This window comes from Bacillus sp. AMCV2, assembly GCF_056033925.1.
The window spans coordinates 2823770-2850159 of sequence record NZ_JBVYIB010000002.1 but is presented as its reverse complement, the minus strand read 5'-3'; the positions used below and the strand labels follow the sequence as shown (position 1 = coordinate 2850159).

At 44.1% G+C, this 26390-nt stretch carries 31 protein-coding genes and 1 pseudogene; 28 read left to right on the top strand and 4 right to left on the bottom strand.

The window, feature by feature from the left end:
- Nucleotides 1–7: 7 nt before the first annotated feature.
- A complete protein-coding gene (locus tag AC0OMA_RS14815; RefSeq protein ID WP_015384374.1) occupies nucleotides 8–811 on the bottom strand; it encodes an NAD kinase in 804 nt (267 codons plus the stop codon).
- A 185-nt stretch (nucleotides 812–996) separates the two neighbouring features.
- On the opposite strand from AC0OMA_RS14815, the gene sppA reads away from it, so the two are divergent.
- The 14 genes from sppA to AC0OMA_RS14745 all read left to right on the top strand — a co-directional run bounded on the left by sppA (nucleotide 997) and on the right by AC0OMA_RS14745 (nucleotide 12129).
- Complete coding sequence (sppA, locus tag AC0OMA_RS14810) at nucleotides 997–2004, top strand: signal peptide peptidase SppA (RefSeq protein ID WP_021480310.1); 1008 nt, start codon at nucleotides 997–999, stop codon at nucleotides 2002–2004.
- Between the two features lie 12 nt (nucleotides 2005–2016).
- Complete coding sequence (locus AC0OMA_RS14805) at nucleotides 2017–2511, top strand: RDD family protein (RefSeq protein ID WP_014477652.1); 495 nt, start codon at nucleotides 2017–2019, stop codon at nucleotides 2509–2511.
- A 74-nt stretch (nucleotides 2512–2585) separates the two neighbouring features.
- Nucleotides 2586–3266: a DUF2953 domain-containing protein gene (locus tag AC0OMA_RS14800; RefSeq protein WP_015483561.1), complete on the top strand. Its 681-nt coding sequence runs from the start codon at nucleotides 2586–2588 to the stop codon at nucleotides 3264–3266.
- 13 nt (nucleotides 3267–3279) lie between these two features.
- The gene (ytfJ, locus tag AC0OMA_RS14795; protein ID WP_063335802.1) at nucleotides 3280–3735 is read left to right on the top strand and encodes a GerW family sporulation protein; all 456 of its coding nucleotides are present in this window, start codon (nucleotides 3280–3282) and stop codon (nucleotides 3733–3735) included.
- Between the two features lie 109 nt (nucleotides 3736–3844).
- A complete protein-coding gene (tpx, locus tag AC0OMA_RS14790) occupies nucleotides 3845–4348 on the top strand; it encodes a thiol peroxidase (protein WP_003223506.1) in 504 nt (167 codons plus the stop codon).
- A 60-nt stretch (nucleotides 4349–4408) separates the two neighbouring features.
- Nucleotides 4409–5398, top strand: a complete 990-nt coding sequence (locus tag AC0OMA_RS14785) for a class I SAM-dependent methyltransferase (RefSeq protein WP_181220033.1) — start codon at nucleotides 4409–4411, stop codon at nucleotides 5396–5398.
- Nucleotides 5370–5573, top strand: a complete 204-nt coding sequence (locus AC0OMA_RS14780) for a hypothetical protein (RefSeq protein ID WP_123372909.1) — start codon at nucleotides 5370–5372, stop codon at nucleotides 5571–5573. Before AC0OMA_RS14785 ends, AC0OMA_RS14780 begins: the two co-directional genes overlap by 29 nt.
- Nucleotides 5574–5745: 172 nt before the next feature.
- On the top strand, nucleotides 5746–6933 hold the full coding sequence (locus tag AC0OMA_RS14775) for an acetate kinase (protein WP_003223511.1): 1188 nt from the start codon (nucleotides 5746–5748) through the stop codon (nucleotides 6931–6933).
- A gap of 84 nt (nucleotides 6934–7017) precedes the next feature.
- Nucleotides 7018–7530: a MogA/MoaB family molybdenum cofactor biosynthesis protein gene (locus AC0OMA_RS14770; protein ID WP_181220032.1), complete on the top strand. Its 513-nt coding sequence runs from the start codon at nucleotides 7018–7020 to the stop codon at nucleotides 7528–7530.
- Nucleotides 7531–7699: 169 nt separating this feature from the next.
- Nucleotides 7700–8911, top strand: coding sequence for an argininosuccinate synthase (locus AC0OMA_RS14765; protein ID WP_003229357.1), 1212 nt, complete (start codon nucleotides 7700–7702; stop codon nucleotides 8909–8911).
- Nucleotides 8908–10293: an argininosuccinate lyase gene (gene argH, locus AC0OMA_RS14760; protein ID WP_181220031.1), complete on the top strand. Its 1386-nt coding sequence runs from the start codon at nucleotides 8908–8910 to the stop codon at nucleotides 10291–10293. The genes AC0OMA_RS14765 and argH overlap by 4 nt, the downstream gene beginning before the upstream one ends.
- Before the next feature lie 61 nt (nucleotides 10294–10354).
- Nucleotides 10355–10489: a hypothetical protein gene (locus AC0OMA_RS14755; RefSeq protein ID WP_004399018.1), complete on the top strand. Its 135-nt coding sequence runs from the start codon at nucleotides 10355–10357 to the stop codon at nucleotides 10487–10489.
- Nucleotides 10490–10615: 126 nt separating this feature from the next.
- Nucleotides 10616–11383 (top strand): SDR family oxidoreductase, encoded by a 768-nt coding sequence (locus AC0OMA_RS14750; protein WP_015384368.1) that lies wholly within the window; start codon nucleotides 10616–10618, stop codon nucleotides 11381–11383.
- A 62-nt stretch (nucleotides 11384–11445) separates the two neighbouring features.
- Complete coding sequence (locus tag AC0OMA_RS14745; protein WP_003245964.1) at nucleotides 11446–12129, top strand: metal-dependent hydrolase; 684 nt, start codon at nucleotides 11446–11448, stop codon at nucleotides 12127–12129.
- A 50-nt stretch (nucleotides 12130–12179) separates the two neighbouring features.
- On the opposite strand, the gene ytlI is transcribed toward AC0OMA_RS14745, so the two are convergent.
- Nucleotides 12180–13106, bottom strand: coding sequence for a LysR family transcriptional regulator YtlI (gene ytlI, locus AC0OMA_RS14740; protein WP_047183020.1), 927 nt, complete (start codon nucleotides 13104–13106; stop codon nucleotides 12180–12182).
- A 152-nt stretch (nucleotides 13107–13258) separates the two neighbouring features.
- On the opposite strand from ytlI, the gene snaA reads away from it, so the two are divergent.
- The 13 genes and pseudogenes from snaA (at nucleotide 13259) to AC0OMA_RS14675 (ending at nucleotide 24745) form a co-directional block, all read left to right on the top strand.
- Nucleotides 13259–13795, top strand: coding sequence for an N-acetyltransferase SnaA (gene snaA, locus AC0OMA_RS14735; protein ID WP_474222209.1), 537 nt, complete (start codon nucleotides 13259–13261; stop codon nucleotides 13793–13795).
- Between the two features lie 13 nt (nucleotides 13796–13808).
- Nucleotides 13809–14618, top strand: a complete 810-nt coding sequence (gene tcyJ, locus AC0OMA_RS14730) for a sulfur-containing amino acid ABC transporter substrate-binding protein TcyJ (RefSeq protein WP_015384366.1) — start codon at nucleotides 13809–13811, stop codon at nucleotides 14616–14618.
- Nucleotides 14619–14631: 13 nt separating this feature from the next.
- Nucleotides 14632–15444, top strand: a complete 813-nt coding sequence (tcyK, locus tag AC0OMA_RS14725) for a sulfur-containing amino acid ABC transporter substrate-binding protein TcyK (RefSeq protein WP_024572165.1) — start codon at nucleotides 14632–14634, stop codon at nucleotides 15442–15444.
- Between the two features lie 21 nt (nucleotides 15445–15465).
- Nucleotides 15466–16185 (top strand): sulfur-containing amino acid ABC transporter permease TcyL, encoded by a 720-nt coding sequence (tcyL, locus tag AC0OMA_RS14720; protein WP_015384364.1) that lies wholly within the window; start codon nucleotides 15466–15468, stop codon nucleotides 16183–16185.
- 29 nt (nucleotides 16186–16214) lie between these two features.
- Nucleotides 16215–16922: a sulfur-containing amino acid ABC transporter permease TcyM gene (tcyM, locus tag AC0OMA_RS14715; protein ID WP_015384363.1), complete on the top strand. Its 708-nt coding sequence runs from the start codon at nucleotides 16215–16217 to the stop codon at nucleotides 16920–16922.
- Complete coding sequence (tcyN, locus tag AC0OMA_RS14710; RefSeq protein WP_181220029.1) at nucleotides 16919–17698, top strand: sulfur-containing amino-acid ABC transporter ATP-binding protein TcyN; 780 nt, start codon at nucleotides 16919–16921, stop codon at nucleotides 17696–17698. The genes tcyM and tcyN overlap by 4 nt, the downstream gene beginning before the upstream one ends.
- Nucleotides 17695–18699 carry an LLM class flavin-dependent oxidoreductase gene (locus tag AC0OMA_RS14705; RefSeq protein ID WP_181220028.1) on the top strand — a complete coding sequence of 335 codons (1005 nt, stop codon included), beginning with the start codon at nucleotides 17695–17697 and terminating at the stop codon, nucleotides 18697–18699. Before tcyN ends, AC0OMA_RS14705 begins: the two co-directional genes overlap by 4 nt.
- 14 nt (nucleotides 18700–18713) lie before the next feature.
- Nucleotides 18714–18997 (top strand): annotated as a pseudogene (locus AC0OMA_RS14700) (glutaredoxin family protein).
- The gene (locus AC0OMA_RS14695; protein ID WP_181220027.1) at nucleotides 18994–20322 is read left to right on the top strand and encodes an LLM class flavin-dependent oxidoreductase; all 1329 of its coding nucleotides are present in this window, start codon (nucleotides 18994–18996) and stop codon (nucleotides 20320–20322) included. Before AC0OMA_RS14700 ends, AC0OMA_RS14695 begins: the two are co-directional and overlap by 4 nt.
- Before the next feature lie 46 nt (nucleotides 20323–20368).
- Entirely contained in the window at nucleotides 20369–21061 is a 693-nt protein-coding gene (ribR, locus tag AC0OMA_RS14690; RefSeq protein WP_047183016.1) for an RNA-binding riboflavin kinase RibR, read from the top strand.
- 17 nt (nucleotides 21062–21078) lie between these two features.
- Nucleotides 21079–22329: an S-alkyl-N-acetyl-metabolite deacetylase SndA gene (gene sndA / locus AC0OMA_RS14685; protein WP_181220026.1), complete on the top strand. Its 1251-nt coding sequence runs from the start codon at nucleotides 21079–21081 to the stop codon at nucleotides 22327–22329.
- 18 nt (nucleotides 22330–22347) lie between these two features.
- The gene (locus AC0OMA_RS14680) at nucleotides 22348–23250 is read left to right on the top strand and encodes a sulfite exporter TauE/SafE family protein (RefSeq protein ID WP_015384356.1); all 903 of its coding nucleotides are present in this window, start codon (nucleotides 22348–22350) and stop codon (nucleotides 23248–23250) included.
- Between the two features lie 175 nt (nucleotides 23251–23425).
- On the top strand, nucleotides 23426–24745 hold the full coding sequence (locus tag AC0OMA_RS14675) for a CBS domain-containing protein (RefSeq protein ID WP_004398641.1): 1320 nt from the start codon (nucleotides 23426–23428) through the stop codon (nucleotides 24743–24745).
- A gap of 18 nt (nucleotides 24746–24763) precedes the next feature.
- Here AC0OMA_RS14675 and AC0OMA_RS14670 read toward each other — a convergent pair whose 3' ends face one another.
- Complete coding sequence (locus AC0OMA_RS14670; RefSeq protein ID WP_003229401.1) at nucleotides 24764–25066, bottom strand: YtpI family protein; 303 nt, start codon at nucleotides 25064–25066, stop codon at nucleotides 24764–24766.
- A gap of 130 nt (nucleotides 25067–25196) precedes the next feature.
- Here AC0OMA_RS14670 and nrnA point away from each other — a divergent pair, with 130 nt between their 5' ends.
- A complete protein-coding gene (gene nrnA, locus AC0OMA_RS14665) occupies nucleotides 25197–26138 on the top strand; it encodes a bifunctional oligoribonuclease/PAP phosphatase NrnA (RefSeq protein WP_004398971.1) in 942 nt (313 codons plus the stop codon).
- A 17-nt stretch (nucleotides 26139–26155) separates the two neighbouring features.
- On the opposite strand, the gene AC0OMA_RS14660 is transcribed toward nrnA, so the two are convergent.
- A complete protein-coding gene (locus tag AC0OMA_RS14660) occupies nucleotides 26156–26347 on the bottom strand; it encodes a YtzJ family protein (RefSeq protein ID WP_003229407.1) in 192 nt (63 codons plus the stop codon).
- Between the last annotated feature and the right edge of the window lie 43 nt (nucleotides 26348–26390).

Genomic DNA, 26390 nt, shown 5'->3' with positions numbered 1-26390 from the left:
TTAGTTTCTATAAAAAAGTACGCTTCACTTTTTCCCAAAATGAATTGTCCTTTAGTTTGACTGTTTTGATTTGCTTATTAGACAGTTTGATTTCGATCGTTTTCACATTTCTCGTGCTGAGTGCTTCATTGTCTAAGCCAATGATTGGGTGTTCGTTGCCGTCCTGCACCACACGAAGGGTCAGCTTTCGGTCAGAGCTGAGGACAAATGGCGAGCCGAGTGTCCGGTAGGTGTTATTGTTAAGAGAAGCAAGCTCAGATACCTGCATGCATGGGAGCAGCGGATCAACAACCGCTCCTGCAACAGACTTGTTATAGGCGGTGCTGCCTGTAGGCGTTGAGATGATCATTCCGTCACCTCTAAACGTTTCAAAGTGGAGATCATCAATCAGCACGTCCATCACAAAGGTTTTAATGATGCTTGAACGGATGGAAACCTCGTTTAAGCAATGAAAAGGACTGGCGTTATCCACTGTCACTTCAATCAGCGGATATTTTCTGACTTCAATTTGTTCAAACGTCATAGCATCGACCATTTTTTCACGCTCATCACTATGAAAGTCGCAATATAAATGAGCTTTCCCCTTTTTGGTAATGCCGACGTACAAGCAGTCGTCACGAAAATTTGTCTTTCTGACTGCCTGCAAAAATGTGCCGTCCCCGCCAATGCTAGCGATAATATTGGCGTCTGAGTGCTGGTTCACAACGGTAAATCCATGCTCTTCAGCCAATTGTGTTAACGAGCGGGCTTGTTCGTTTGTTTCCTGATCCTGTTTGTGAAAAAAATAAACATTACGGCGTTGATCGGTCATATCCCATTTCCCCTTTGCTGTCATATTTAAGTTTTTCTGCCATCCAGTATTTGTGATAAAATACCTTTGGCCATAAGTGTACCACGTTTGCCGGCAGCCCGTTAAGCCGGAGCTTTCTCATGAAGTGAAACATTTTTCATATTGAATCGTATAATGAGAGAGTTTAGGAAAAAGGAGGAGAAAAAATGAATGCAAAAAGATGGATTGCATTAGTGATTGCTCTGGGGATTTTCGGCGTGTCTATTATCGTCAGCATCTCTATGAGTTTCTTTGAAAGCGTCAAAGGCGCTCAAACGGATCTCACATCACTGACGGATGAATCGCAGGAAAAGACGCTGGAAAACGGCAGTCTCTCAAGTAAAATTGCCGTATTAGAGGTCAGCGGCACCATTCAGGATAATGGGGACTCAAGCAGTCTGCTTGGTGCAGACGGATATAACCACAGAACGTTCTTAAAAAACCTTGAGCGCGCAAAAGATGACAAGACGGTCAAAGGTATCGTTCTGAAGGTGAATTCTCCGGGTGGCGGAGTGTATGAAAGTGCTGAAATACATAAGAAACTGGAAGAAATCAAGAAAGAAACTAAAAAACCGATTTACGTGTCAATGGGTTCGATGGCAGCATCAGGAGGCTATTACATCTCAACAGCGGCTGATAAGATTTTTGCGACACCAGAAACCCTGACCGGGTCACTCGGCGTCATTATGGAAAGCGTCAATTATTCAAAGCTTGCCGATAAGCTTGGCATTTCTTTTGAAACGATTAAGAGCGGGGCCCATAAGGACATTATGTCTCCTTCCCGTGAGATGACGAAAGAAGAAAAAAACATCATGCAATCGATGGTTGATAATTCGTATGAAGGCTTTGTTGATGTCATTTCAAAAGGGCGCAGCATGCCGAAAGCAGAGGTAAAGAAAATTGCGGACGGCCGCGTGTATGACGGACGGCAGGCAAAAAAACTGAACCTCGTTGATGAGCTTGGTTTTTATGACGATACCATTACGGCGATGAAAAAGGATCACAAGGATTTGAAAAACGCCTCTGTCATTTCTTATGAGGAAAGCTTCGGATTAGGCTCACTGTTTTCCATGGGCGCGAACAAAATGTTTAAAAGTGAAATTGATTTTTTGAATATGAGAGAAATTCTATCGCAATCCGGTTCGCCGAGAATGATGTATCTCTATGCGAAGTAGGAGGGAACAATAATGGACGCGACATATGAAGAGTTAGAGCGCAATGACATCAAAGGCCCGCAAGAAGCGGAGCAGCTGACACATGCCTATGCTGGCTTTTGGGTTCGTTTCTGGGCTTTCCTGCTTGATTGGCTCGTGATATGGGGATTAAACCATTTGCTCGTTTCTCCCCTCTTTACCGTATTGGATCTGCCGAAAACATCCGGCATGTTTACCTTCTCGGCTTACAGTGTGACAACGCTTATTGTGTATCTTGCCTACTTCGCACTAATGACTAAATACTTCAGGCAGACGCTTGGTAAAATGGTGTTCGGCCTCAAAGTGGTTTCTGTGAAGCAAGATAGCAAGCTGACATGGAGTACAGTGATTTTTCGTGAAGTGGTTGGACGGTATATTGATAAGATTTGGATTTTATATATCGTTGTTGCTTTTTCACCTACAAAACAGGGGATCCATGATTACATCGCGGATACCACCGTGGTGCATGAAAAATTATACCGCAAATAACCGATAACCCGGACCTCTGTCCGGGTTTATTTTTTTAGGAATTGGCGATAATGCTCCTAGAGGAAGTGAAGAATATGGTGTATGTACTGACAGCCATTCTTATTCTCATAGGGATCGTACTGCTTCTCAGAATGAAAATCCATGTCGCGCTGGAGTATCTTCATGCCGCTGATAATGACAAATTGACTTTGAAGATTACGGCGCTGTTTGGCCTTATAAGGATCAAAAAAACAATCCCGGCGATTAAGGTGAACAAAGAAGACGGAACAGTGGATATCAAACAAAAAACTGAATCTAAAATGAAAAAAAGCAGCGGAAAGAAAAAAATTACACAAAACGATGTGCAGCAAAGCATTAATAAAATCGAAATGCTTTTGCATCAGGTCACCAGACTACGGAAAATCAGCGCGTCTTTTCTCGCGCATTTACATATCACAAAACTAGAATGGGTTACAGTAATCGGAATTCAGGACGCGGCAGTGACAGGTGTGTTAACAGGTGCTGTTTGGGGTGTGAAGGGCGGTATCGCAGCAATGCTCTACGACCACCTGGACTTTGTGAATAAACCTGTCTATGAGGTAATCCCGTCGTTTCAAGTCCCTGTTTCCAAGACCCATTTTCAGTGTATATTCTTTTTTCGCTTTGGACATGCTATGCTTGCAGCTTTCAAATTCGTCAAATACGGACGGGAGCTATCCGTATTAAAGAAGAATCCGTCGGCTAGAATGACTTCAAAGAATGATTCATCAGTTTAAGGAGGAAGCGTATATGGCAGACCATCCCATCCAAGGTTTAATGAAAACCGCAATGGAAAACTTGAAGGAAATGATTGATGTTAACACCATCATCGGAGATCCAGTAGAAACGCCTGATGGAAGTGTGATTTTAACTGTTTCTAAAGTTGGATTCGGATTCGCCGCAGGCGGAAGCGAGTTTGGCGGAAAGCCGGCCGAAAAGAAATCGGAAGACGATGAGACAAGAGAACAGAAACTTCCTTTCGGAGGCGGAAGCGGGGGCGGTGTGTCCATTACGCCGATCGCGTTTTTAATTGTCGGATCGACAGGCATCAGAATGCTTCATTTAGATGAAAATACCCATTTAATAGAGAAAATTTTAGACGCAGCCCCTCAAACACTCGAACGCATCCAGCAAATGTTCAAGAAAAATAACAAGAACCAAGGCCAGGGCCAAAATCAAAGCCAAATGAACAATATGAATTATTAAAAAAAGGTTAACTGCGCTGGCCGCAGTTAACTTTTTTTTGGCATAAACTTTGCAGTTTGCAGGAAACTTTACTATGATAGAGACATACATACAAAAGGGAGGAATTATAATGGCTGAAATTACATTCAAAGGCGGTCCGGTTACACTTGTCGGACAAGAAGTGAAGGTAGGAGATCAAGCTCCTGATTTCACAGTGCTGACTAACAGCCTTGAAGAAAAATCGTTAGCTGACATGAAAGGAAAGGTAACGATTATTTCTGTTATCCCTTCAATTGATACAGGTGTTTGTGATGCACAAACACGCCGTTTTAACGAAGAAGCTGCAAAGCTTGGAGATGTCAACGTCTACACAATCAGTGCAGACCTTCCATTTGCGCAAGCGCGCTGGTGCGGCGCTAACGGAATTGACAAAGTGGAAACACTGTCTGACCACAGAGATATGTCATTTGGCGAAGCGTTCGGTGTGTATATTAAAGAACTTCGTCTGCTTGCGCGTTCCGTATTTGTCCTTGATGAGAACGGAAAAGTCGTTTACGCTGAATATGTAAGCGAAGCAACAAACCACCCGAACTATGAAAAGCCAATTGAGGCTGCTAAGGCATTAGTGAAGTAAGCAGGGAAAAAAGCTCCAGGCTGCCGCCGGAGCTTTTTTTATGGCAAGGAGGAACACAATATGCAAAAAGACCATGTAGGTGCGGTGTATGAGCTGTTAAACGAAGCCGCGATTATGATAAAGAATGAATTGCAGATTTCATATATAGAGGCGCTGGCCGAAGCAGGAGAAATGTATTTTCTTGAAAAAACGGATCAGCTGAAACTGCCTGCTGATCAGAAAACCAAACAACTTCAGGCTCTGCTTGAAAAAGCGGAATTCGGAACGTATGAGCATGAGTGGGTGCGCAAGGCTTTTCAGCTTGCCGTCCTTAAAGGAATGAAAGATATCTCCCATCCAAACAGACAAATGACGCCGGATACGATCGGGCTTTTCATCAGCTATTTGGTGAATAAGTTTATGGCGGACAAAAAGGAACTGGCCATTCTTGATCCGGCCTTGGGAACTGGGAACCTTCTGTTTACCGTGCTGAACCAGCTGTCTGAAAAAACGGCAAACAGCTTTGGCATTGAAATTGATGATGTGCTCTTGAAGATCGCCTATGCCCAAGCGAACCTTCTGAAAAAAGAGCTTGAGCTTTTCCACCAGGACAGCCTCGAGCCGTTGTTTATCGATCCAGTTGACACGGTCATTTGTGATCTGCCAGTCGGCTATTATCCGAATGACGAAGGAGCAGAAGCGTTTGAGCTCAAAGCTGACGAAGGCCATTCCTTCGCTCATCATCTGTTTATTGAACAGAGCGTCAAGCATACCAAACCGGGCGGCTACTTATTTTTTATGATTCCGAATCATTTGTTTGAGAGCTCCCAAAGCGTCAAGCTGAAACAGTTTTTCAAAGATAAGGTTCATATCAACGCACTGTTGCAGCTGCCAAAATCTATTTTTAAAGACGAAGCGCATGCCAAAAGCATCCTTGTGCTTCAGAAACAAGGAGAGAATACGAAAGCGCCGGGGCAAATTCTGCTTGCGAATCTTCCGTCTTTCTCCAATCAAAAGGCGATGCTTGATATGATGGCTCAATTTGATGAATGGTTTAAAAAAGAAAAGTAAGTGTTTTAAAAGCAGCTTAGGCAGCCGTATGAGGTCGATGCCTAAGCTGCTTTTATTTATGCTTTTGAAGACCGGACTTGACGAATTGAATCCAGCTTTGAAACACAAAATACAGAGGGAAAAACCGCAAATTGTAAGCGTTCATCAATACAAAACTTATAGGGAATGTGTCTGAAAATAACGACTTCTTATTGTAAGCGTTATCAATACGCAAGTTGACTTGAAAAGCCGACATGACAATGTTTAAATGGAAAAGTCAGATATTTTTCGGAGAAGATGTTGATATTCACCGGGAAAAAAGTACGAAAAACGAAGTTGTTGATACAGAGTATAAAGGAGCGTCAATCATGTCCAAAATTATTGCAATTAACGCAGGAAGCTCGTCTTTGAAATTTCAGCTTTTCGAAATGCCTTCAGAAACCGTTTTAACGAAGGGTTTAGTTGAACGAATCGGTATCGCCGACAGCGTATTCACAATTTCTGTGAACGGCGAAAAAAATACAGAAGTAACTGATATTCCGGATCATGCGGTAGCTGTTAAAATGCTGCTGAATAAGTTGACGGAATTCGGCATTATTAAAGACTTGAATGAAATTGACGGAATTGGCCATCGTGTCGTTCACGGCGGAGAAAAATTCAGCGATTCTGTTTTATTAACGGATGAAACCATTAAGGAAATCGAAGATATTTCTGAATTGGCACCGCTTCACAATCCGGCAAATATCGTTGGAATTAAAGCGTTCAAAGAAGTGCTTCCAAATGTTCCTGCGGTAGCTGTATTTGATACGGCATTCCACCAAACAATGCCTGAGCAGTCTTACCTGTACAGCTTGCCGTATGAATACTATGAAAAATTCGGCATCCGTAAATACGGCTTCCACGGCACTTCACATAAATATGTAACTGAGCGTGCGGCAGAGCTTCTCGGCCGTCCGTTAAAAGACTTGCGCCTGATTTCCTGCCACCTTGGAAACGGAGCAAGTATTGCCGCTGTTGAAGGCGGAAAATCAATTGACACATCCATGGGCTTTACGCCGCTGGCCGGTGTAGCAATGGGTACACGCTCTGGAAACATCGACCCTGCCCTGATTCCATACATCATGGAGAAAACAGGCCAAACGGCTGACGAAGTATTGAATACATTAAACAAAAAAAGCGGACTGCTCGGCATTTCCGGTTTCTCAAGCGATCTTCGTGACATCGTTGAAGCAACGAAAGAAGGAAATGAGCGCGCGGAAACGGCTCTTGAAGTATTCGCAAGCAGAATCCACAAATACATCGGTTCTTACGCTGCAAGAATGAGCGGTGTCGATGCGATCATCTTTACTGCCGGTATCGGTGAAAACAGTGTGGAAGTCAGAGAACGCGTTCTTCGCGGTTTAGAATTCATGGGCGTATACTGGGATCCTGCGCTTAATAACGTGCGCGGCGAGGAAGCTTTCATCAGCTATCCGCATTCTCCGGTAAAAGTCATGATCATTCCGACTGATGAAGAAGTCATGATTGCGCGCGACGTTGTTCGTTTAGCAAAATAAATCGCATGAAAGCACATTCTCTTGAATGTGCTTTTTTGTTGATGCATGATAGTGACAGACAGAAAACATAAAAGAGGTGGGCCAATGAGCGTTCAAGAGCATAAACAAGAAGCTCCCGATATCGTTCGGTGCAAAGTGATTACTGTCAGTGACACGAGGACAGAGGAAACCGATAAAAGCGGCAAGCTGATGATCTCATTTTTAGAAGAAGCCGGTCATCATATTGCTGCATATGAAATTGTAAAAGACGAAAAGGATGCTTTGCAGCGGTCAGTGCTTGCGGGCTGCATGGATGAACAGACAGACGCGGTACTCTTAAACGGAGGGACAGGCATAGCAGATCGGGATGTCACAATTGAAGCCATTACGCCGCTGTTTTCGAAAGAACTGCCCGGCTTTGGAGAAATATTCAGGATGCTGAGTTATACAGAGGATATCGGCTCTGCTGCAATCATGTCGAGAGCAACTGCCGGCGTCATTCAGCATACCGCTGTTTTCTCAACGCCAGGCTCAAGCGGCGCGGTAAAGCTGGCAATGAATAAGCTGATTATTCCCGAACTTGCGCATATGGTCAGAGAAATCAGAAAAGACAAGTAAATGAATAAATACTACGAAACTTCACCTGAAATTTAGGTGAAGTTTTTTTTATAAAAGGCTTGAAAAAACGAAACGTACTTGTTAAAGTGTATACATACAAAATGTATTTTTATTAAATATAATTTATTTTTATACAAAATAGAAACACGGTTGAGAGGGGAATTTTATCATGTCAGAACAGAAAAAAGTCGTATTAGCATACTCAGGGGGTCTTGATACTTCCGTCGCAATAAAATGGCTTCAGGAGCAAGGATATAATGTAATCGCCTGCTGTCTGGATGTCGGTGAGGGCAAAGATTTGGCATTTGTTCAGCAGAAAGCGCTTGAAGTCGGCGCGACAAACTCCTACGTGATCGATGCAAAAGAAGAATTTGCACAGGACTACGCGCTTATTTCTTTGCAGGCCCACACGATGTATGAAGGAAAATACCCGCTTGTTTCGGCATTATCTCGACCGCTGATCGCGAAAAAACTGGTTGAAATTGCGGAAAAAGAAGATGCACAGGCGATTGCCCACGGATGCACAGGGAAAGGAAATGACCAGGTTCGTTTTGAAGTCTCCATTAAATCATTAAACCCTGATCTTGAAGTCATCGCGCCGGTTCGCGAATGGCAGTGGTCACGTGAAGAAGAAATTGAATATGCGGCTAGCCGCGGCATTCCGATTCCGATCAATCTTGACAGCCCGTATTCTATCGACCAAAACCTCTGGGGACGCGCCAATGAGTGCGGCATTTTAGAAGATCCATGGGCGGCGCCGCCAGAAGGTGCATACGATTTAACAGCTCCGCTGGAAAAAACGCCGGACACGCCGGAAGTGATTGAAATTGCATTTGAACAGGGCGTGCCTGTCTCCATTGACGGTGTTTCCTACTCGCTTTCTGAGCTGATCTTGAAGCTGAATGAAATGGCGGGCGCGCATGGTGTCGGACGTATCGACCACGTGGAAAACCGCCTCGTCGGCATTAAATCCCGGGAAGTATACGAATGCCCTGGTGCGATGACACTGATCAAAGCGCATAAAGAATTAGAAGATTTGACACTGGTGAAAGAGGTAGCCCACTTTAAACCGATCATCGAGCAAAAAATGTCAGAAATCATTTATAACGGCTTATGGTTCTCGCCGTTAAAAGACGCGCTGCACGCTTTCTTAAAAGAAACGCAAAAGCATGTCACAGGCATTGTCCGCGTGAAGCTGTTTAAAGGCCATGCAATTGTAGAAGGACGTAAATCGGAATACTCTCTATATGATGAAAAACTTGCAACATATACAAAAGACGATGCATTTGATCACCATGCAGCAATCGGATTTATCGAGCTTTGGGGACTTCCGACAAAAGTGAACAGCATCGTGAAAAAGAAGGAGCAGATTAAAGCATGAAGAAGCTTTGGGGAGGCCGATTTCAAAAAACACCGGAAAAATGGGTCGACGAGTTCGGCGCGTCCATATCATTTGACCAAAATTTAGTTGCTGAAGACATTACAGGGTCTCTCGCACATGCTGCCATGCTGAAAAAATGCGGTATTCTGACAGCAGAAGAAGAGCTGAAAATCCGAGAGGGCCTGAATACCCTTTTGCAAAAAGCAGAGGAGGGAACATTGGAATTCTCAGTCGATTATGAGGATATTCATTTGAACATTGAGAAAATGCTCATTGACGAAATCGGTCCTCTTGGCGGCAAACTGCATACCGGCAGAAGTCGGAATGACCAGGTGGCGACTGACATGCATTTATACTTGAAGAATCATGTCGGCCACGTCATCGAGCTGATTGAGGCATTCCAAAGTGCGCTGATTGAAAAGGCGGAAGCGAACGTTGAAACGATTCTGCCGGGCTACACACATCTGCAGCGCGCCCAGCCGATTTCATTCGCTCACCATCTGCTTGCGTATTTCTGGATGCTTGAGCGCGACAAGGAGCGTTTTCAGGATTCAATGAAGCGGATTAACAAATCTCCGCTCGGCTGCGGGGCGCTCGCGGGAACAACCTTCCCAATCGACCGTGATTATTCAGCGGAACTGCTCGGCTTTGATGCCATTTATGAAAACAGCTTGGACGGCGTCAGTGACAGAGACTTCATTTTGGAGTTTTTAAGCAACAGCAGTATGCTGATGATGCACCTATCCCGTCTCGCTGAAGAAATCATTTTATGGTGCTCGCAGGAGTTTAAATTCATCGAGCTTGACGATACGTACGCAACAGGAAGCAGCATGATGCCGCAAAAGAAAAATCCTGATATGGCGGAGCTGATCCGCGGCAAAACAGGACGCGTATACGGCGATATGATGGGACTGTTTACGATCATGAAAGGACTTCCGCTCGCTTACAACAAAGATCTGCAGGAAGACAAAGAGGGCATGTTTGACACGGTGAAAACGGTGGAGGGCAGCCTGCAAATCTTCACAGGCATGATCCAAACAATGACTATAAACAAAGACGTCATGAAGCAAGCGACAAAACAAGACTTTTCAAATGCGACGGAACTGGCGGATTATTTAGCTAAAAAGGGAATGCCGTTCAGAGAAGCGCATGAAGTGGTCGGGAAACTTGTGTACACATGCATCGAAAGAGGGATCTATTTAAGCGATATGCCGTTTGGCGAGTTTCAGCAGGCGAGCACACTATTCGAAGAAGATATTTACACTGTGTTAGACCCTTACTACGCAGTTGAAAAAAGAATGAGCGCCGGGGGCACCGGATTCAAACAGGTAAAGCAGGCGCTTGAAAAAGCGAAAGCTTGCGTGGCAGCAGGAGTTTGTTAAAATTTCCTTCATAAAATCCCGTCATTATAGCCAACCTACCTCTATAATGATGGGAGGCAGAATGATGAAAAAAGAACCGGAACGCTATATTTATGATGAACAAGAAAGCCAGGAGACAACAAGGCTCATTTCAGAAGCATATCAAAGCGGTTATGTCGATATGCCTGATCAGGAGTCTTCATCTCCTGCAGAATAAGCTGTCTGTACAGGCAGCTTTTTTTGTATGCCAAAGTGTAAAAAGTGATATTGCAAGCCTTTTATAGTAAAGTAGAAGAAGAAACACTTTATTGAAAGCGGCGACGTTGCTTTGGGAGGTATTCATGTGCGACATGCTTTAATTACTGCCGGTTCGAAGGGTTTAGGCCGCAAAGTGACTGAAACGTTGCTTGCAAAGGGGTATTCAGTAACAGTCAATTACAGACAGGATGAGGAGGCAGTCGGCCGCCTGAAGGAAGCCTGTCCCGATTGTCTTGACCGGCTGCAATTTGTAAAAGGTGATGTCACCAAAAAAGAAGATCTGCTGCGTATTGCAGAGGCTGCCTTAAACCGCTTCGGAAGGATCGACTTTTTGATTAACAACGCGGGACCATACATATTTGAACGTAAAAAGTTAGCCGATTATACTGATGATGAATGGTATGGCATGCTGGAAGGAAATTTAAGCGCCGTCTTTCATTTATTCAAAGCGGTTATTCCTATTATGAGAAAACAGCAATTTGGACGCATCATTACGTACGGATTCCAAGGTGCGGCTCACGCGCCCGGCTGGCTTCACCGATCGGCATTTGGCGCTGCGAAAGTGGGCTTGGCTTCTTTGACGAAGACAATTGCCATTGAAGAAGCCGAATTCGGCATAACCGCCAACATGGTTTGCCCGGGAGACATTGTCGGCGACATGAAAGAAGCATCGATAGAGGAAGCCAGAATGCGAATCGGCAAAGAAAAAACGCCGATAGGAAGATCCGGTACAGGCGAGGATATCGCCCGGATTATCGCTTTCTTGTGTGAGGAGAACTCAGACCTTGTGACAGGGACTGTTATTGAAGCCACAGGAGGCCTCAATGTCATTAACAAGAATCAAACAACATAAGTTTTTCAGCTTTTTAAAAAGGGAAAATAAAAAAATCAAAATCATGTGACGAGGTGAAAGAAATGAAAGTGACATATCACGGACATTCTGTAATCACAGTGGAAACGAAGGACCATCATATTATTTTTGATCCGTTTTTAACAGGGAATTCATTAACGGATATAAAGCCGGAGGATGTAAAAGCGGATGTCATCTTACTAACGCACGGCCACAATGACCATGTCGGTGATACTGAACAAATCGCCAAGCAAAATAACGCGTTGGTTATAGCCCCAAACGAGCTCGCTGTGTACTTAGGCTGGAAAGGCTTGAATGTTCATCCAATGCATATTGGCGGCTCCCGCCAGTTCGATTTTGGAAAAGTGAAGCTCACACAGGCCTTTCATGGATCAGCCATCACAGATGAAGAAAACAAAACGATCACTTACACAGGCATGCCTGCCGGTATTTTGCTGACTGTAGAAGATAAAACGATTTTCCACGCGGGCGATACGGCTCTTTTCTCTGATATGAAACTCATTGGCGAATTGAATCATATCGACCTTGCTTTCCTGCCGATTGGCGATAACTTTACGATGGGACCTGAAGACGCCAAGCTTGCCGCTGAATGGCTGCGCGCAAAACAGGTCGTGCCGGTGCATTACAATACATTCCCGGTCATCGAACAAGACCCAGAAGCATTCGCTGACAGCCTGCCGGGCGGAGTCGGCAAAGTCATGTCGGTCGGTGAGACGATCGAGCTTTAAACCGTGAAACCATCTCCTGATGAATCAGGAGGTGGTTTTTATTTTTTCAGTTATCCTGTAATGGTCTTATTAGAGGTTCCTTCCAATTCTTTGCTGTGCTGCTGAAAACGTTTGGTTATCCGGGCGATTAAGTCCTTCGTGGCGCGGTCAAAATGATTTTCTTTTTGATTTGTCAACAGCCCTATGGGCGGGGTGATATCCAGGTTCAGAATTGGAATGACTTTAGTGCCGTTGAACGGTTTAGAATGTGCGGTGCTGGTAAAGATTGAAATTCCGATGTTTTCACGTACGTAATATTCATGTGACATGCTGCTTGTGAGCTCCATTTTTTTGTAGCGATTCCCGAGTTCTCTATGTAAGTGCTGTTCAATTTGTAAGCGAATGGGGCAATTGGCGGGCGTAAATATGAAGCGCTCTTCTGCTAAATCAGACAAATGGACAGCCTTCTTCTCAGCGAGCGGATGTTGATCAGATACAATCACATTTAATGTGTCATAAAAAAATGGATGGTAGTAATTTTCAAGAATCAGCTCCGGCTCGCCGCAGACTGCAAAATCAATCGTCCCGTCTAAGAGCTTTTGACTGCAAGTATTGGCGTCATCAACCTTGATATTAACCGTTATCTTTGGGTAATCCTTTAAGAAATCCTTTAAAATCTCGGGGAATATCAGACTGGCGGTCGGCTCTGAAACCCCGATGTTGATAATGCCTGCCTCTTCTTCCTTTAAGTCGGAGAGGTTGTGTTTAAGCGCCTCGTATTGCATCAAAAGATCTCCTGTTCGTTCATAAAAAAGTTTCCCTGCTTTTGTCAACTGCAGGCTTTTTCCTCTTTCAAACAGCAGTACGCCTAAATCCTGCTCCAATTGCTTCATACGCATCGATATCGTCGGCTGCGAGTAGTTGAGTTTTTCTGCAGCTTTATAGAAGCTTCCAAATTTTACAATCGTATGAAACGTTTTGATTGAGCGTAACTCCAATGTGTTCCCTCCTGTTTTTCATCATTAAAAATACTGAAGTGAAGGTTTACTTTTTTTGATTAGTCAAATATCAGAGTATGCTTTATAGTATAAACAATAAAAGCTTAGTAAACAAATAGGAATTATATATTTTGAGAAGAGGAGTGACATAAATGAGTGAGGATATTTTTCGACTGGCAACTGTTGAAGATGCATCGGAGCTGTTGAAACTGGTTAACAGCGCATTTCAGCTCATTCGGCAGCTGGATATTGATTGGCCATCCACGAGAGCTGATATCCAAATGGTATCAGAAAATATTGAACATCATTCAGCGATTGTGCTGGAGCGGGATGGGAAGCTGATTTCAACGATTACAATCAGGTTCCCGTGGGAGAGTGAGACGCCTCCTTCAAAATATCCGTTTGTGTGGTGGTTTGCGACACTGCCGGAATATAAAGGGCAAGGTGCCGGAAGTAAGCTGCTTACGTATGTTGAAGAAAAAGTGCTTCGAGATATGCTGAAGGCTCCTGCGCTGACACTCGGCACATCGGCGCGCAAGCATCCTTGGCTTGCTGACATGTACAAAAGGAGAGGGTATGAAGTGTATTTTGAGCAGGAAAAAGACGGGGACATAGGTGTGATGATGCACAAGGTTTTGATTCCGGAACGATTTAACCCAACGCTTTTAGGTGCGCCCAGCTGGGCATGATGTGAGGCAGCCTATGAATAAGCGTAAAGGATTGGTTTTGCTGCTGTCAGTGTTTGCATTACTTGGCGGGGGATGTTCGCAAACAAATAACAAAACAGATCGTCAGGCTCAAACGGTCATAGTCGGCACTGGAACAGATTTTCCGAATATTGCGTTTTTAAATGAAAAAGGCGATTTGACCGGGTATGACATTGAAGTGATGAAAGCCATCGATAAGGAGTTGCCTCAATATACATTTGAATTTAAAACGATGGATTTCTCAAATTTGCTGACGAGTCTCGGAAATAAAAAAATTGATGTGATTGCGCACAATATGGCCAAAAATAAAGAACGAGAAAAGCGTTTTTTGTATCATAAAGTCCCATATAACTACTCGCCGATGTACATCACGGTGAAAGAGGATAATCACAAGATTCATACATTAAAAGACTTACACGGAAAAACAGTCATAGTTGGCGCCACGTCAAATGCGGCAGATTATATTACAAAGTACAACAAAACGCACGGCAGCCCGATTCATTTGAGATATGCGGGACAGGGAAGCAATGACACCGCCAATCAAATTGAAACCGGGCGCGCAGATGCAACAATAGCTACACCGTTTGCCGTCGATTTTCAGAATAAAACGCACGCCTTCCGCCAAAAGACAGTCGGTGACGTGTTATTAGATACCGAGGTGTACTTTATGTTTAATAAAGGCAGCCAAACCTTGGCGGATGACACGGATCAAGCGATTAAAAAGCTGGAGAAAAACGGAACGCTAAAAAAACTAAGCCGAAAATGGCTCGGGGCAGATTATTCAAAATCAAGTTTTGAAAAATAAATGGGGCGATGAGATGAAAACGAAAGCAGCATTCATGGCAATATTATTTTCGCTTATAACAGTTCTGTCAGCTTGCGGTGCAGGCAGTCAAACGACGGGAGCCGGGCAAAAGAAGGTACAGACGATCACGGTCGGAACTGGAACCCAATTTCCGAATATTTGCTTTATCGATGAAAAAGGCGATTTAACCGGTTATGATGTCGAACTGATCAAAGAGCTTGATAAGCGCCTGCCACATTATAAATTTACATTTAAAACGATGGAATTTTCCAACCTGCTTGTCAGCCTCGGACAGCATAAAGTCGATATCGTGGCACATCAAATGGAGAAAAGCAAAGAGCGTGAGAAAAAATTTCTGTTTAACAAGGTTGCTTACAACCATTTTCCTTTAAAAATTACTGTGCTTCAAAATAACGATACGATCCGTGGAATTGAAGACTTAAAAGGAAAACGGGTGATTACGAGTGCAACCTCCAACGGAGCGCTTGTACTGAAAAAATGGAATGAGGATAATGGACGGCCGTTTGAGATTGCCTATGAGGGCCAAGGCGCAAATGAGACTGCGAATCAGCTGAAATCGGGGCGTGCGGACGCAACGATCTCAACGCCTTTTGCAGTAGACTTTCAAAACAAGACGAGCGCTATTAAAGAAAAAACCGTCGGTCATGTGCTTTCAAATGCTAAAGTGTATTTTATGTTTAACAAAAATGAACAAACGTTAAGTGACGATATTGATAAAGCCTTACAGGAAATCATTGATGACGGAACGCTGAAAAGGCTCAGTTTGAAATGGCTTGGTGACGACTATTCCAAAGAGCAGTATTAGGTAAAAAGAGAGGGAGCAGTGATGGAAAAAGCGTTTGATATGAACATGATTGGAGATTTTGTGCCGACGTTAACCGCTTATTTACCGGTTACATTATACATTTTAACACTGTCCTTGCTTTTCGGTTTTGTATTAGGACTCTTTCTGGCACTGCCCCGCATCTACAATATGCCAATTGTAAATCAATTGGCAAAAGTGTATATCTCATTTTTCAGGGGAACGCCTATCATGGTGCAGCTTTTCATCGTGTTTTACGGAATCCCGGCGCTTACGGGGCTTATCGGGATTGATACAACAAAAATGGACCCGTTTTATGCTGCTGTCGCAACCTACGCGTTAAGCAATGCAGCGGCAGCCGCAGAAATCATTCGAGCGGGGGTGGGCAGTGTAGATAAAGGCCAAACGGAAGCGGCGTACAGTATTGGCTTAAGCGGTAGTCAGGCCTTCAGGCGAATCGTTCTGCCCCAGGCACTTGTCCAAGCGTTTCCGAATATGGGAAACATGGTGATCAGTTCTTTAAAAGATACATCTCTAGCTTTTTCAATAGGTGTTATGGATATGTCCGGAAGGGGCCAAACACTGATTACCTCAAGCAACCATTCTCTTGAAGTTTACATTGCGCTATCCATTGTTTATTATGCTGTAGCGATTTTATTCGAATGGTTCTTTCGAGTGGCAGAAAAACGAATCAAGAAGAATCAAACAAGGATTGTTACTGTTTTTGACATGAACATACATTGATATATTTCTTCGGATGAGGGGGGAGAAGATTGCAATTTGACTTTCCGTTTATCGTTTCCGCCATGAAAGAAATGGTAAAGACCATTCCTCTGACATTGATGATGGCTGTTTTGCCGATTGTGTTTGGATTTCTCGTGGCTCTTGGAAATATAATTGTTAGAATTTTTAGAATTAAGGGCTTGGTGGCTTGCTCAAGGTTTTATGTGTCTTTCTTTCGAAGTACACCTGCAATTCTTCACATTATGTTGATTTATTTAGGGATACCGCCTGTTGCAGATCAAGTCAGCAGTTTTTTTCATCTCGGCTGGTCCGCCAATGAGATACCGGTCTCCATGTTTGTCATCATAGCCTTGTCTTTAACTGCCGGAGCTTATCTGACAGAAATCATCCGGTCGGGCATTCTGGCGATGGATACCGGACAGGTCGAAGCGGCTTATTCAATCGGCTTGACACACAGCCAAACCTTTCGGCGTGTAATATTGCCGCAGGCGCTGATGGTTTCCATCCCAAACTTCACAAATTTGGGTATCGGCTTTTTGCATACCACCTCTATCGCGGCTATAGTGGCTGTCCCAGAGATTACAGGGACGGCGACTATCGTTGCTTCTGATAATTATGCATTTTTAGAAGCGTTTATCGGAGCAGCGATTATCTATTGGGTGCTGACTCTTATCCTAGAATCCGTAAATGGAGTATTAGAGAGAAAGGCAGCCAGATTTCAAGGAGGCACTTTATGATTGAGATTAAGAATATCCATAAACAGTTTGGCATCCACCATGTATTAAAAGGGATAAATCTCACGGTACGCAAGGGAGAAGTTGTGACGATTATCGGGCCGAGCGGATCAGGGAAAACCACCTTTTTACGGTGCCTGAATTTATTAGAACGTCCAGACGAAGGGATCATTTCTATACATGACAAAGTGATTAATTGCAGCTTTCCGTCCAAAAAAGAGGTTCACTGGCTCAGAAAACAGACGGCAATGGTATTTCAGCAATACCACCTGTTTGCTCACAAAACGGTAATTGAAAATGTCATGGAGGGCTTGACGATTGCCCGGAAAATGAGAAAACAAGACGCGTATACCGTAGCGGAAAATGAACTGAGAAAGGTCGGGCTTCAAGATAAATTGAACGCTTATCCGAGTCAGTTATCGGGAGGACAAAAGCAGAGGGTCGGGATAGCAAGGGCGCTTGCCATTCATCCTGATGTGCTGCTGTTCGATGAGCCGACGGCAGCGCTTGACCCGGAGCTGGTCGGTGAAGTGCTTGAGGTAATGCTGGAAATCGTGAAAACCGGAGCCACCATGATTGTTGTTACACATGAAATGGAGTTTGCAAGAAGGGTCTCTGATCAAGTTGTTTTTATGGATGAAGGAGTCATTGTTGAGCAAGGAACCCCGGAGGAAGTCTTCCGCCATACCAAAAAAGACAGAACGAGGCAGTTTCTCCGCCGTGTTTCGCCGGAATATTTATTTGAACCAAAAGAACACATAAAGGAGCCGGTGATATGATCCGCTTAAGTATTTTAGACCAAAGCTTGATTGGTGAAGGGGAGACAGCAGCTGATACATTACAGCATACAGTGAAATTGGCGCAAATGGCTGAAGAGTGTGGATATTACCGATTTTGGGTGGCCGAACATCACAATAATGATGAGATTGCAGGGTCTGCACCCGAGGTTCTTTTAGGCTATCTTGCTGCAAGCACAAGAAAAATTCGTTTAGCATCAGGCGGAGTGATGCTGCAGCATTACAGCTCCTATAAAGTAGCGGAGCAATTCCATCTTCTATCAGCGTTAGCTCCCGGCCGTATAGATCTTGGAGTGGGCAAAGCGCCCGGCGGGTTTCAGCTGTCCACAGACGCGCTGCAGGCTGAATATAAAAAACCGGTGCGTCAGTTTGATGAAAAACTGGAGGAGCTTACTCATTTCGTTCGGGATGATTTTCCTGATACCCACCGCTATGCTGCATTGCGTCCTAGGCCGCAGGTTGATCGGAAGCCGGGTATTTTTCTATTGGGAGGAAGCGCAGAGAGTGCCATTTCGGCTGCAAAACTGGGAATCTCTTTTGTCTTTGCTTACTTTATTAACGGTGAAGAGGAAGTGCTGAAGGAAGCCCGCCGAGCATTTGACGCGCATCTCCCGCCAGGATCTGAGGCTGAATTTCATCTTGCCCCCGCTGTTTTTGCGGCACATACAAAAGAAGAAGCGGAAAAACATATTGTGTCGCGTGAATCGATAAAAGTGGTTTTGAAAGACGGGCGTAAGGTCAACGCCGGTTCCCGCGAACAGGCTGAGGCCTATCTGGAAAACGTCACAGAGCCCTATGACATCATCGTGCAAAAAACCGGGATTATTGCCGGAACAAAGGAAGAAGTGGCAGAAGAATTAACACGTTTATCAGGCACATACAAAATCAATGATTTTGTTATTTTTACACCGATCAAAAATGCTGAAGAAAAACAGCTGTCTTATCAGCTGCTGAGCGATGCAGTTTTAGCTGCAAAACGTTAAGGAGGGACAGAAGAATGAGTGATGTTTTGAACATTGTGGTTTGGAGTAAAAAAGGCTGTTCGTATTGTGAAGAAGTCAAGAATTATTTGAATGAAAAAGGGTTCCCGTTCCAAAATATCGATGTTTCAGAAAAAGAAAAGCTTAGAGATATTTTACAGGTGAAATATGGGGTACGCCATGTGCCTGTGGTTGAAATCGGGCGCGGCAATCACTATCAAGGGATAACTGAAATCGGCATTGAACACCTTGATCTTGCACTTGCGAATTATATCCAAAGATAAAGGAGGCAAAAAGATGACACGTTCAGATTTTATTCAGTTTGGAGCCATGATTCACGGTGTCGGGGGAACAACTGACGGCTGGCGTCATCCCGATATTGATCCCTCGGCCAGCACGAATATTGAATTTTACATGAAAAAGGCGCAAACAGCCGAAAAAGGCTTGTTTAGTTTTATTTTCATTGCAGACGGCTTATTTATTTCTGAAAAATCGATTCCTCATTTTTTAAACCGTTTTGAACCGATCACCATTTTATCTGCGCTGGCATCAGTTACCAAAAATATTGGTTTAGTAGGGACGTTCTCTACATCTTTTACTGAGCCATTTACTATCTCCAGACAATTGATGTCGCTGGACCATATCAGCGGGGGCAGGGCAGGCTGGAATCTTGTTACTTCTCCGCAGGAAGGAGCGGCGCGCAACCATAGTAAGTCTAATTTGCCAGAACATACTGAACGTTACGCGATCGCACAGGAGCATTTGGATGTTGTGCGCGGGCTGTGGAATTCCTGGGAGCATGACGCATTTATACACAATAAGAAAACAGGGCAGTTTTTCGATCCGGCGAAGCTTCATCGCCTGAAACATAAAGGAAAGTATTTTCAAGTAGAGGGGCCCTTGAATATCGGGCGCTCTAAGCAGGGAGAGCCTGTAGTGTTTCAAGCGGGTTCATCAGAAACAGGCCGGCAGTTTGCTGCTAAAAATGCGGATGCGATTTTTACCCATTCCAATTCATTAGAAGAGACAAAAGCGTTTTATGCGGATGTGAAAAGCCGAGCTGTTGATGAAGGGCGTGATCCTTCAAGTGTGCGGATTTTTCCAGGGATCAGCCCGATTGTGGCAGATACGGAAGAAGAGGCGGAAAAGAAGTATCGTGAATTTGCAGAATTGATACCGATTGAAAATGCTGTTACTTATTTGGCCCGTTTTTTTGATGATTATGATCTGAGTGTTTACCCGTTGGATGAGCCATTTCCCGATATTGGCGATGTGGGAAAGAATGCGTTTCAAAGCACAACAGACCGGATTAAGAGAGAAGCAAAAGCCAGAAATCTGACGTTGCGGGAGGTAGCACAGGAAATGGCTTTTCCACGGCCTCTATTTATCGGCACACCAGAGCGTGTCGCATCCTTAATTGAAACTTGGTTCAACGCTGAGGCGGCGGATGGGTTTATCATTGGGTCGGATATACCGGGTACACTTGATGCTTTTGTAGAAAAGGTGATTCCGATTCTTCAAGAAAGAGGGCTTTATCGTCAAGATTATCGCGGCGGGACCTTGCGGGAAAATCTCGGTCTTGGCATTCCGCAGCATCAATCCGTTTTACATTCATCACATCAATAGGTTTCGTCTGATCGAATGCGGAAGCTGAGAGGGGAGGCTGACTTTTTTGACGATCATTGCCGGTACGGTTGTGAAAGGAAAACAATTAGGCAGAACGCTTGGATTCCCCACGGCAAATGTAGATGCAAAAATGCATGGGCTGCGTAATGGAGTTTATGGAGTTCTGGCGACAGTCAATCATCAATTTCATTTAGGGGTTATGAATATCGGTGTGAAACCGACGGTGGGCTCTAACCTTAAAAGGACATTGGAGATTTTTTTGTTTGACTTTCATAGAGACATCTATGGAGAAAAAATCGAATGCAGCATTCTCTTTAAAATTAGAGAAGAAAGAAGGTTTGATTCTTTGGAGTCGTTAACAAAGCAAATTAAAAAGGATATTTCGTGCGTTGCAAAACGCTTTGAGCTGATTGGGATTATGGCACCGAACAAAAAAGAAAGCCTGCTTTCCCATCAGGAGTTAAATCTTCCGGATCTCTGCTTTTACAAGAAGTGTAACAACCTATATGGCATCAACCGAGGCGTATACAATGTTATTGATAACTGGTTTTTTGAGTACGGAATTACACAAGTAGCTTACAGGCGCATTTATATTTTATCTTTTTTAAGCTTTTTGAAAGAAGATAATCCGAAAGTTTCCAGCAAGTATATAAGATTTGGGGCGGGCGGTCTTGCTGATAAATTGAACCGATTTATTTCATCTTATGTTGAAGAGTCTGAAGAAAATATATTGGGATAGGGAAAGGAGCGGAACATATGTCTTTGGATTATTGGAGAAATATAGAAGGCTCCTATCCATATCAGACTACAGGAAATGACATCCTGAAGTTGAAAGAGGAGTATAATCCCGTAAATCTCTCAACGCTAGAAAAGCAGCTTATCGGCATTCGCCGGCACCTGCACCAATATCCTGAACTGTCAAAAGAAGAATTTGAAACAACTGCTTTTATAAAAAAATGCCTTAAAGAAAAAGGGATACAGATTCGCCCTACTGCTCTAAAAACGGGTGTGTTCGCAGACATAGCAGGGGAGTCAGAAGGTCCGGCGATTGCTTTGAGGGCTGATATTGACGCCTTGCCAATTGAAGAAAAAACAGGATTGCCTTATGCGTCTAAACATAAAGGAATCATGCATGCGTGCGGTCATGATTTTCATACGGCAGCGCTTCTTGGTGCGGCCTTTTTATTGAAGGAAAATCAAGACAGTCTGAAAGGGAAGATTCGTTTATTATTTCAGCCGGCAGAGGAAGCGGGTGCCGGCGCTGCAAAAGTGATAGAGGACGGCCAACTGGATGGCATTGGTGCGGTTATTGGACTTCACAATAAACCGGATATCGCGGTTGGGACTGTAGGGTTAAAAACAGGCCCGCTTATGGCTGCTGTTGACCGATTTAAAGTAGAGATAGAAGGGAAAGGCGCTCATGCAGCATTGCCGCATAATGGTTTTGATCCAATTGTCGGCGCCTCTCAGCTTATTGTCGCCCTGCAAACGATTGTAAGCAGAAATGTAAACCCGCTGCAAAGCGCGATTTTAACCATAGGGAAAATCAACGGTGGCAGCACTTGGAATGTCATTCCGGATACAGTTGTCATTGAGGGCACTGTTCGTACATTTGATTCAGAGGTTCGTGATCAAGTGAAACAGCGTTTTTTGGCAGTCACAGAGCAGATTTCTGCCGCTTTCTCGTTAAAGGCAAATGTGAAGTGGCATTCCGGACCGCCGCCGCTTTGTAATGATGAGGAAATTACGGGGCTGGTGCGAGACGCTGCGCATAAAGCGAAACTTCAAGTCATTGATCCCGCCCCATCAACCGCGGGGGAAGATTTTGCTTATTATCTTGAGCATATTCCGGGATCCTTTGCGTTTTTTGGAACAGACGGTGATCATGATTGGCACCACCCTGCATTTACAATTGATGAAACTGCCATTATCAAAGCCTCTTATTTTTTATATGAAAGCGCCAAGAGATTGTTAGATTCGAATGAAGAATCAAAAATATCTGATTGATATAGATGGGGTGTTCTGATGAAGAAATTAATCGTTTTTGCATTTATTGGTTTATTGTCGCAGTTAATAGACGGTTCGTTAGGTATGGCTTATGGGGTTACCTCAACTTCTTTGTTATTGGCGTTTGGCATCACACCTGCTGTGGCTTCGGCTTCTGTCCATTTAGCGGAAGTCGTAACGACTGCCGCATCGGGAGTGTCGCATATTAAATTTGGCAATGTTGACAAACAAACCGTTTATCAGCTTGTCATTCCCGGCTCTATAGGCGCTTTTTTAGGCGCGGCATTCCTCAGCCATTTACCTGGAGATGTAGCGAAACCCTATATTTCTTTGTTTTTGCTCCTTCTGGGCGGATATGTATTGATCAGGTTTTTATTTCAATATAAACCGGCTCTTGAGAAGAAGCATGTGCCGTTAAACCGAAAACAATCCATCCCATTGGGAGTGATCGCTGGTTTTGCAGATGCCACAGGCGGAGGCGGCTGGGGACCGGTGACCACTCCGATTTTATTATCCCGCAAAGGCTTGAGCCCGAGGAAAGTTGTCGGGACTGTAGACACAAGTGAATTTGCCATCGCCGTATCTGCAACTGCCGGTTTTCTTATTTCATTAGGATGGGAGGACGTCAATTGGCTATGGGTGTTTTCACTAATGGCCGGCGGAATTATTGCTGCCCCTATCGCAGCATGGCTGGTGCAGAAGTTTCATCCGCAATTGATGGGTGTGCTTGTAGGAGGATTTATTATTCTGGTAAATGCCAGAACATTAATAAATGAATGGATCGCAAACACAGCTGTTTATCCATTGATCTATACGGCCATAGGGGCGATATGGCTATCCGCAGTTTTATTTGTTTTATCTAAAATAGGGAATCGAAATATTGTTAAGACAGCGGTTGATGTCCATTTAAAAGAAAAATAAAGGTTTTTCCGCTTTACGATGTAAAAGGAATCACGAGGTCCTTGCGCTTGACTGGAACGAAATCAACGCTGTAAGAAGCCGGTCGGGCTTCTTTTTTATTTTCCAGCCTCATTGCGTATAAATCCTTTGAAACCTTATAATAAAAACAAGAAGACTGTCCTTAGAGGTGAAAGGCTTGGCAACGAAGCATGAACAAATTTTAACGTATATCGATTCACTGCCTGTCGGTGAAAAAATTTCTGTCCGAAGAATTGCAAAGGAAATGAAAGTAAGCGAAGGAACCGCGTACAGAGCGATCAAGGAAGCAGAGAATAAAGGGTTTGTCAGCACGATTGAACGTGTGGGCACAATCAGAATTGAACAAAAGAAAAAAGAGAACATTGAAAAGCTTACCTATGCAGAGGTTGTAAATGTTATAGACGGACAAGTGCTCGGAGGCAGGGCAGGGCTCCATAAGACCTTGAATAAATTCGTCATCGGCGCGATGGAGCTTGACGCGATGATGCGTTACACCGCAGCGGGGAATCTTTTGATTGTCGGAAACAGAATCAATGCACACAGGCAGGCGCTTGAAGCGGGTGCGGCCGTATTGGTGACCGGGGGCTTTAACACGGATGACAGCATTGTGCAGCTGGCAGATGAGCTTGAACTGCCGATTTTATCCACGAGCTATGACACCTTTACAGTTGCCGCGATGATTAACCGGGCAATTTATGACCAGCTGATCAAAAAAGAAATTGTTTTGGTGGAGGACATCCTAACACCTGCTGACCGCACGGTATATCTTTCGCCTAAGGATAAACTTGAAAAGTGGTATGAGAAAAATTTTGAAACGGGGCACGGCCGCTTCCCGGTTGTCGACGATCAAATGAAAATCCATGGCATTCTGACATCAAAAGATATTGCTGGCCATGACCGAAATGCATCTATAGAAAAAGTCATGACCAAAAATCCCGTCACGGTTATTGGGAAAACATCTGTCGCTTCAGCTGCGCAAATGATGGTATGGGAAGGGATCGAAGTGCTTCCCGTCACTGACGGCCACCAAAAACTCATCGGCATGATCAGCCGCCAAGACGTATTGAAAGCTCTTCAAATGATTCAAAAGCAGCCGCAGGTCGGGGAGAAGCTTGATGATATCGTTTCAAGGGGGTTTAAAGATGAGGGTGATGATAAAGAAGATCAAACGGTTTACGAGTATGAAGTTACGCCGCAAATGACAAATCAGCTTGGAACCATTTCTTATGGCGTATTTACGACTATTTTGACGCAAGCGGCAAACCGATTTTTGCGCTCGAAAAAACGCGGCGAACTCGTCATAGAGAGCATCACCATTTTCTTTTTGAAGCCTGTGCAGATGGAATCAGTCATCGAAGTCAAACCTCGCATCTTGGAGGCCGGCAGAAAGTTTGGGAAAATGGAAGTGGAAGTGCACAGCCAAGGTCATATCGTGTCTAAAGCGATGCTGATGGTTCAGCTGATGGAAAGAAGCTAAGGGACGTTCAGGCGCCCCTTACGCGTGATCTCTTTCAGCTTCTTTGGCGTGAAGGGGATTGTAATGCCTAAAGGCTTTATAACCTGCCCAAGCGCTTCCTGCTCCTATGACGATAAAGATACCGCCGATTACTAACGTTAATACTGAATGGAATAATATCATTTGGTTAAGCCCGTAGAACAGGACTAGTGACCCTAAGGCCATGCTTGATTTTGCTGAACATATTTCTTTTGCCAAAGATGGCTTTGCCCGTACGCCTTTTACTTTATAGTACACATAAAAGCAGGCTGAAAGCCCAATCAAAAAAACAAGAACCAGCATAAATGAAATCCTCCATCGTAAAAGTTTACAAACCCATTTTATACAAAAACGGGCTTGGTTTTGACGTTATTTTTCTTTTCCGTCGGCAGAGAATGTGATTTAATGAATAAAAACAATAAAGGAGTATCAAATGAAAACAGAATTGATCAGAACCATATCATTATATGACACAATTATCTTACATAGACATGTGCGTCCTGATCCGGATGCCTACGGATCACAGTGCGGGCTTACGGAAATCCTGCGTGAAACATATCCTGAAAAAAATATTTTTGCGGTCGGCACGCCTGAACCGTCCCTCTCTTTCTTATATTCCCTCGATGAGGTGGACAATGAAACATATGAAGGCGCACTTGTCATTGTCTGCGATACGGCAAATCAGGAAAGAATCGACGATCAGCGTTATCCTTCAGGCGCCAAACTAATGAAAATCGACCACCATCCGAACGAAGATCCATACGGTGACCTTCTCTGGGTCGATACAAGCGCCAGCTCAGTAAGTGAAATGATTTACGAGCTGTATTTAGAAGGAAAAGAGCACGGCTGGAAGCTGAATACGAAAGCGGCAGAGCTGATCTACGCCGGCATTGTTGGAGATACCGGACGCTTTTTATTTCCGAATACCACGGAAAAAACATTAAAATATGCAGGCGAGCTCATTCAGTATCCATTCTCTTCCTCAGAGTTATTTAATCAATTGTATGAAACAAAACTGAATGTGGTGAAGCTTAACGGCTTTATCTTTCAAAATGTGTCTTTGTCCGAAAACGGGGCGGCTTCTGTTTTCATCAAAAAGGATACGCTTGAAAAATTCGGCACAACGGCTTCTGAAGCGTCGCAGCTTGTCGGGACGCTTGGCAATATCTCAGGTATTCGCGCCTGGGTGTTTTTCGTAGAAGAAGACGATCAAATCAGAGTCAGATTCCGTTCGAAGGGGCCTGTCATTAACGGACTTGCCCGGAAATATAACGGCGGAGGGCATCCGTTAGCTTCAGGCGCCTCTATTTACAGCTGGGATGAAGCTGATCGGATTTTAGCTGATCTGGAAACATTATGTAAAGAACACGAGTAGAGGGGAGACCCTCTCTCTTAGTGTTCATCTGTGACGGGGATGAACCAGCAGCCGAAATCAGTAAGGTCCTCGTAGACTTGGAGATTGTGTGATTGAAGTTCTTTTTTGATGAGGGAAGCGAGTGAGTTTGTTTCGGCATATGCAGAAAAACCTTGTCTGAGACGGGCTGCTTGATCTTTTGCTAACTGACGGTCACTGTAAACCTCCATTTCCCTTCCTCCTTCCTTTCGCCATTAAGCCTCACATATAGTT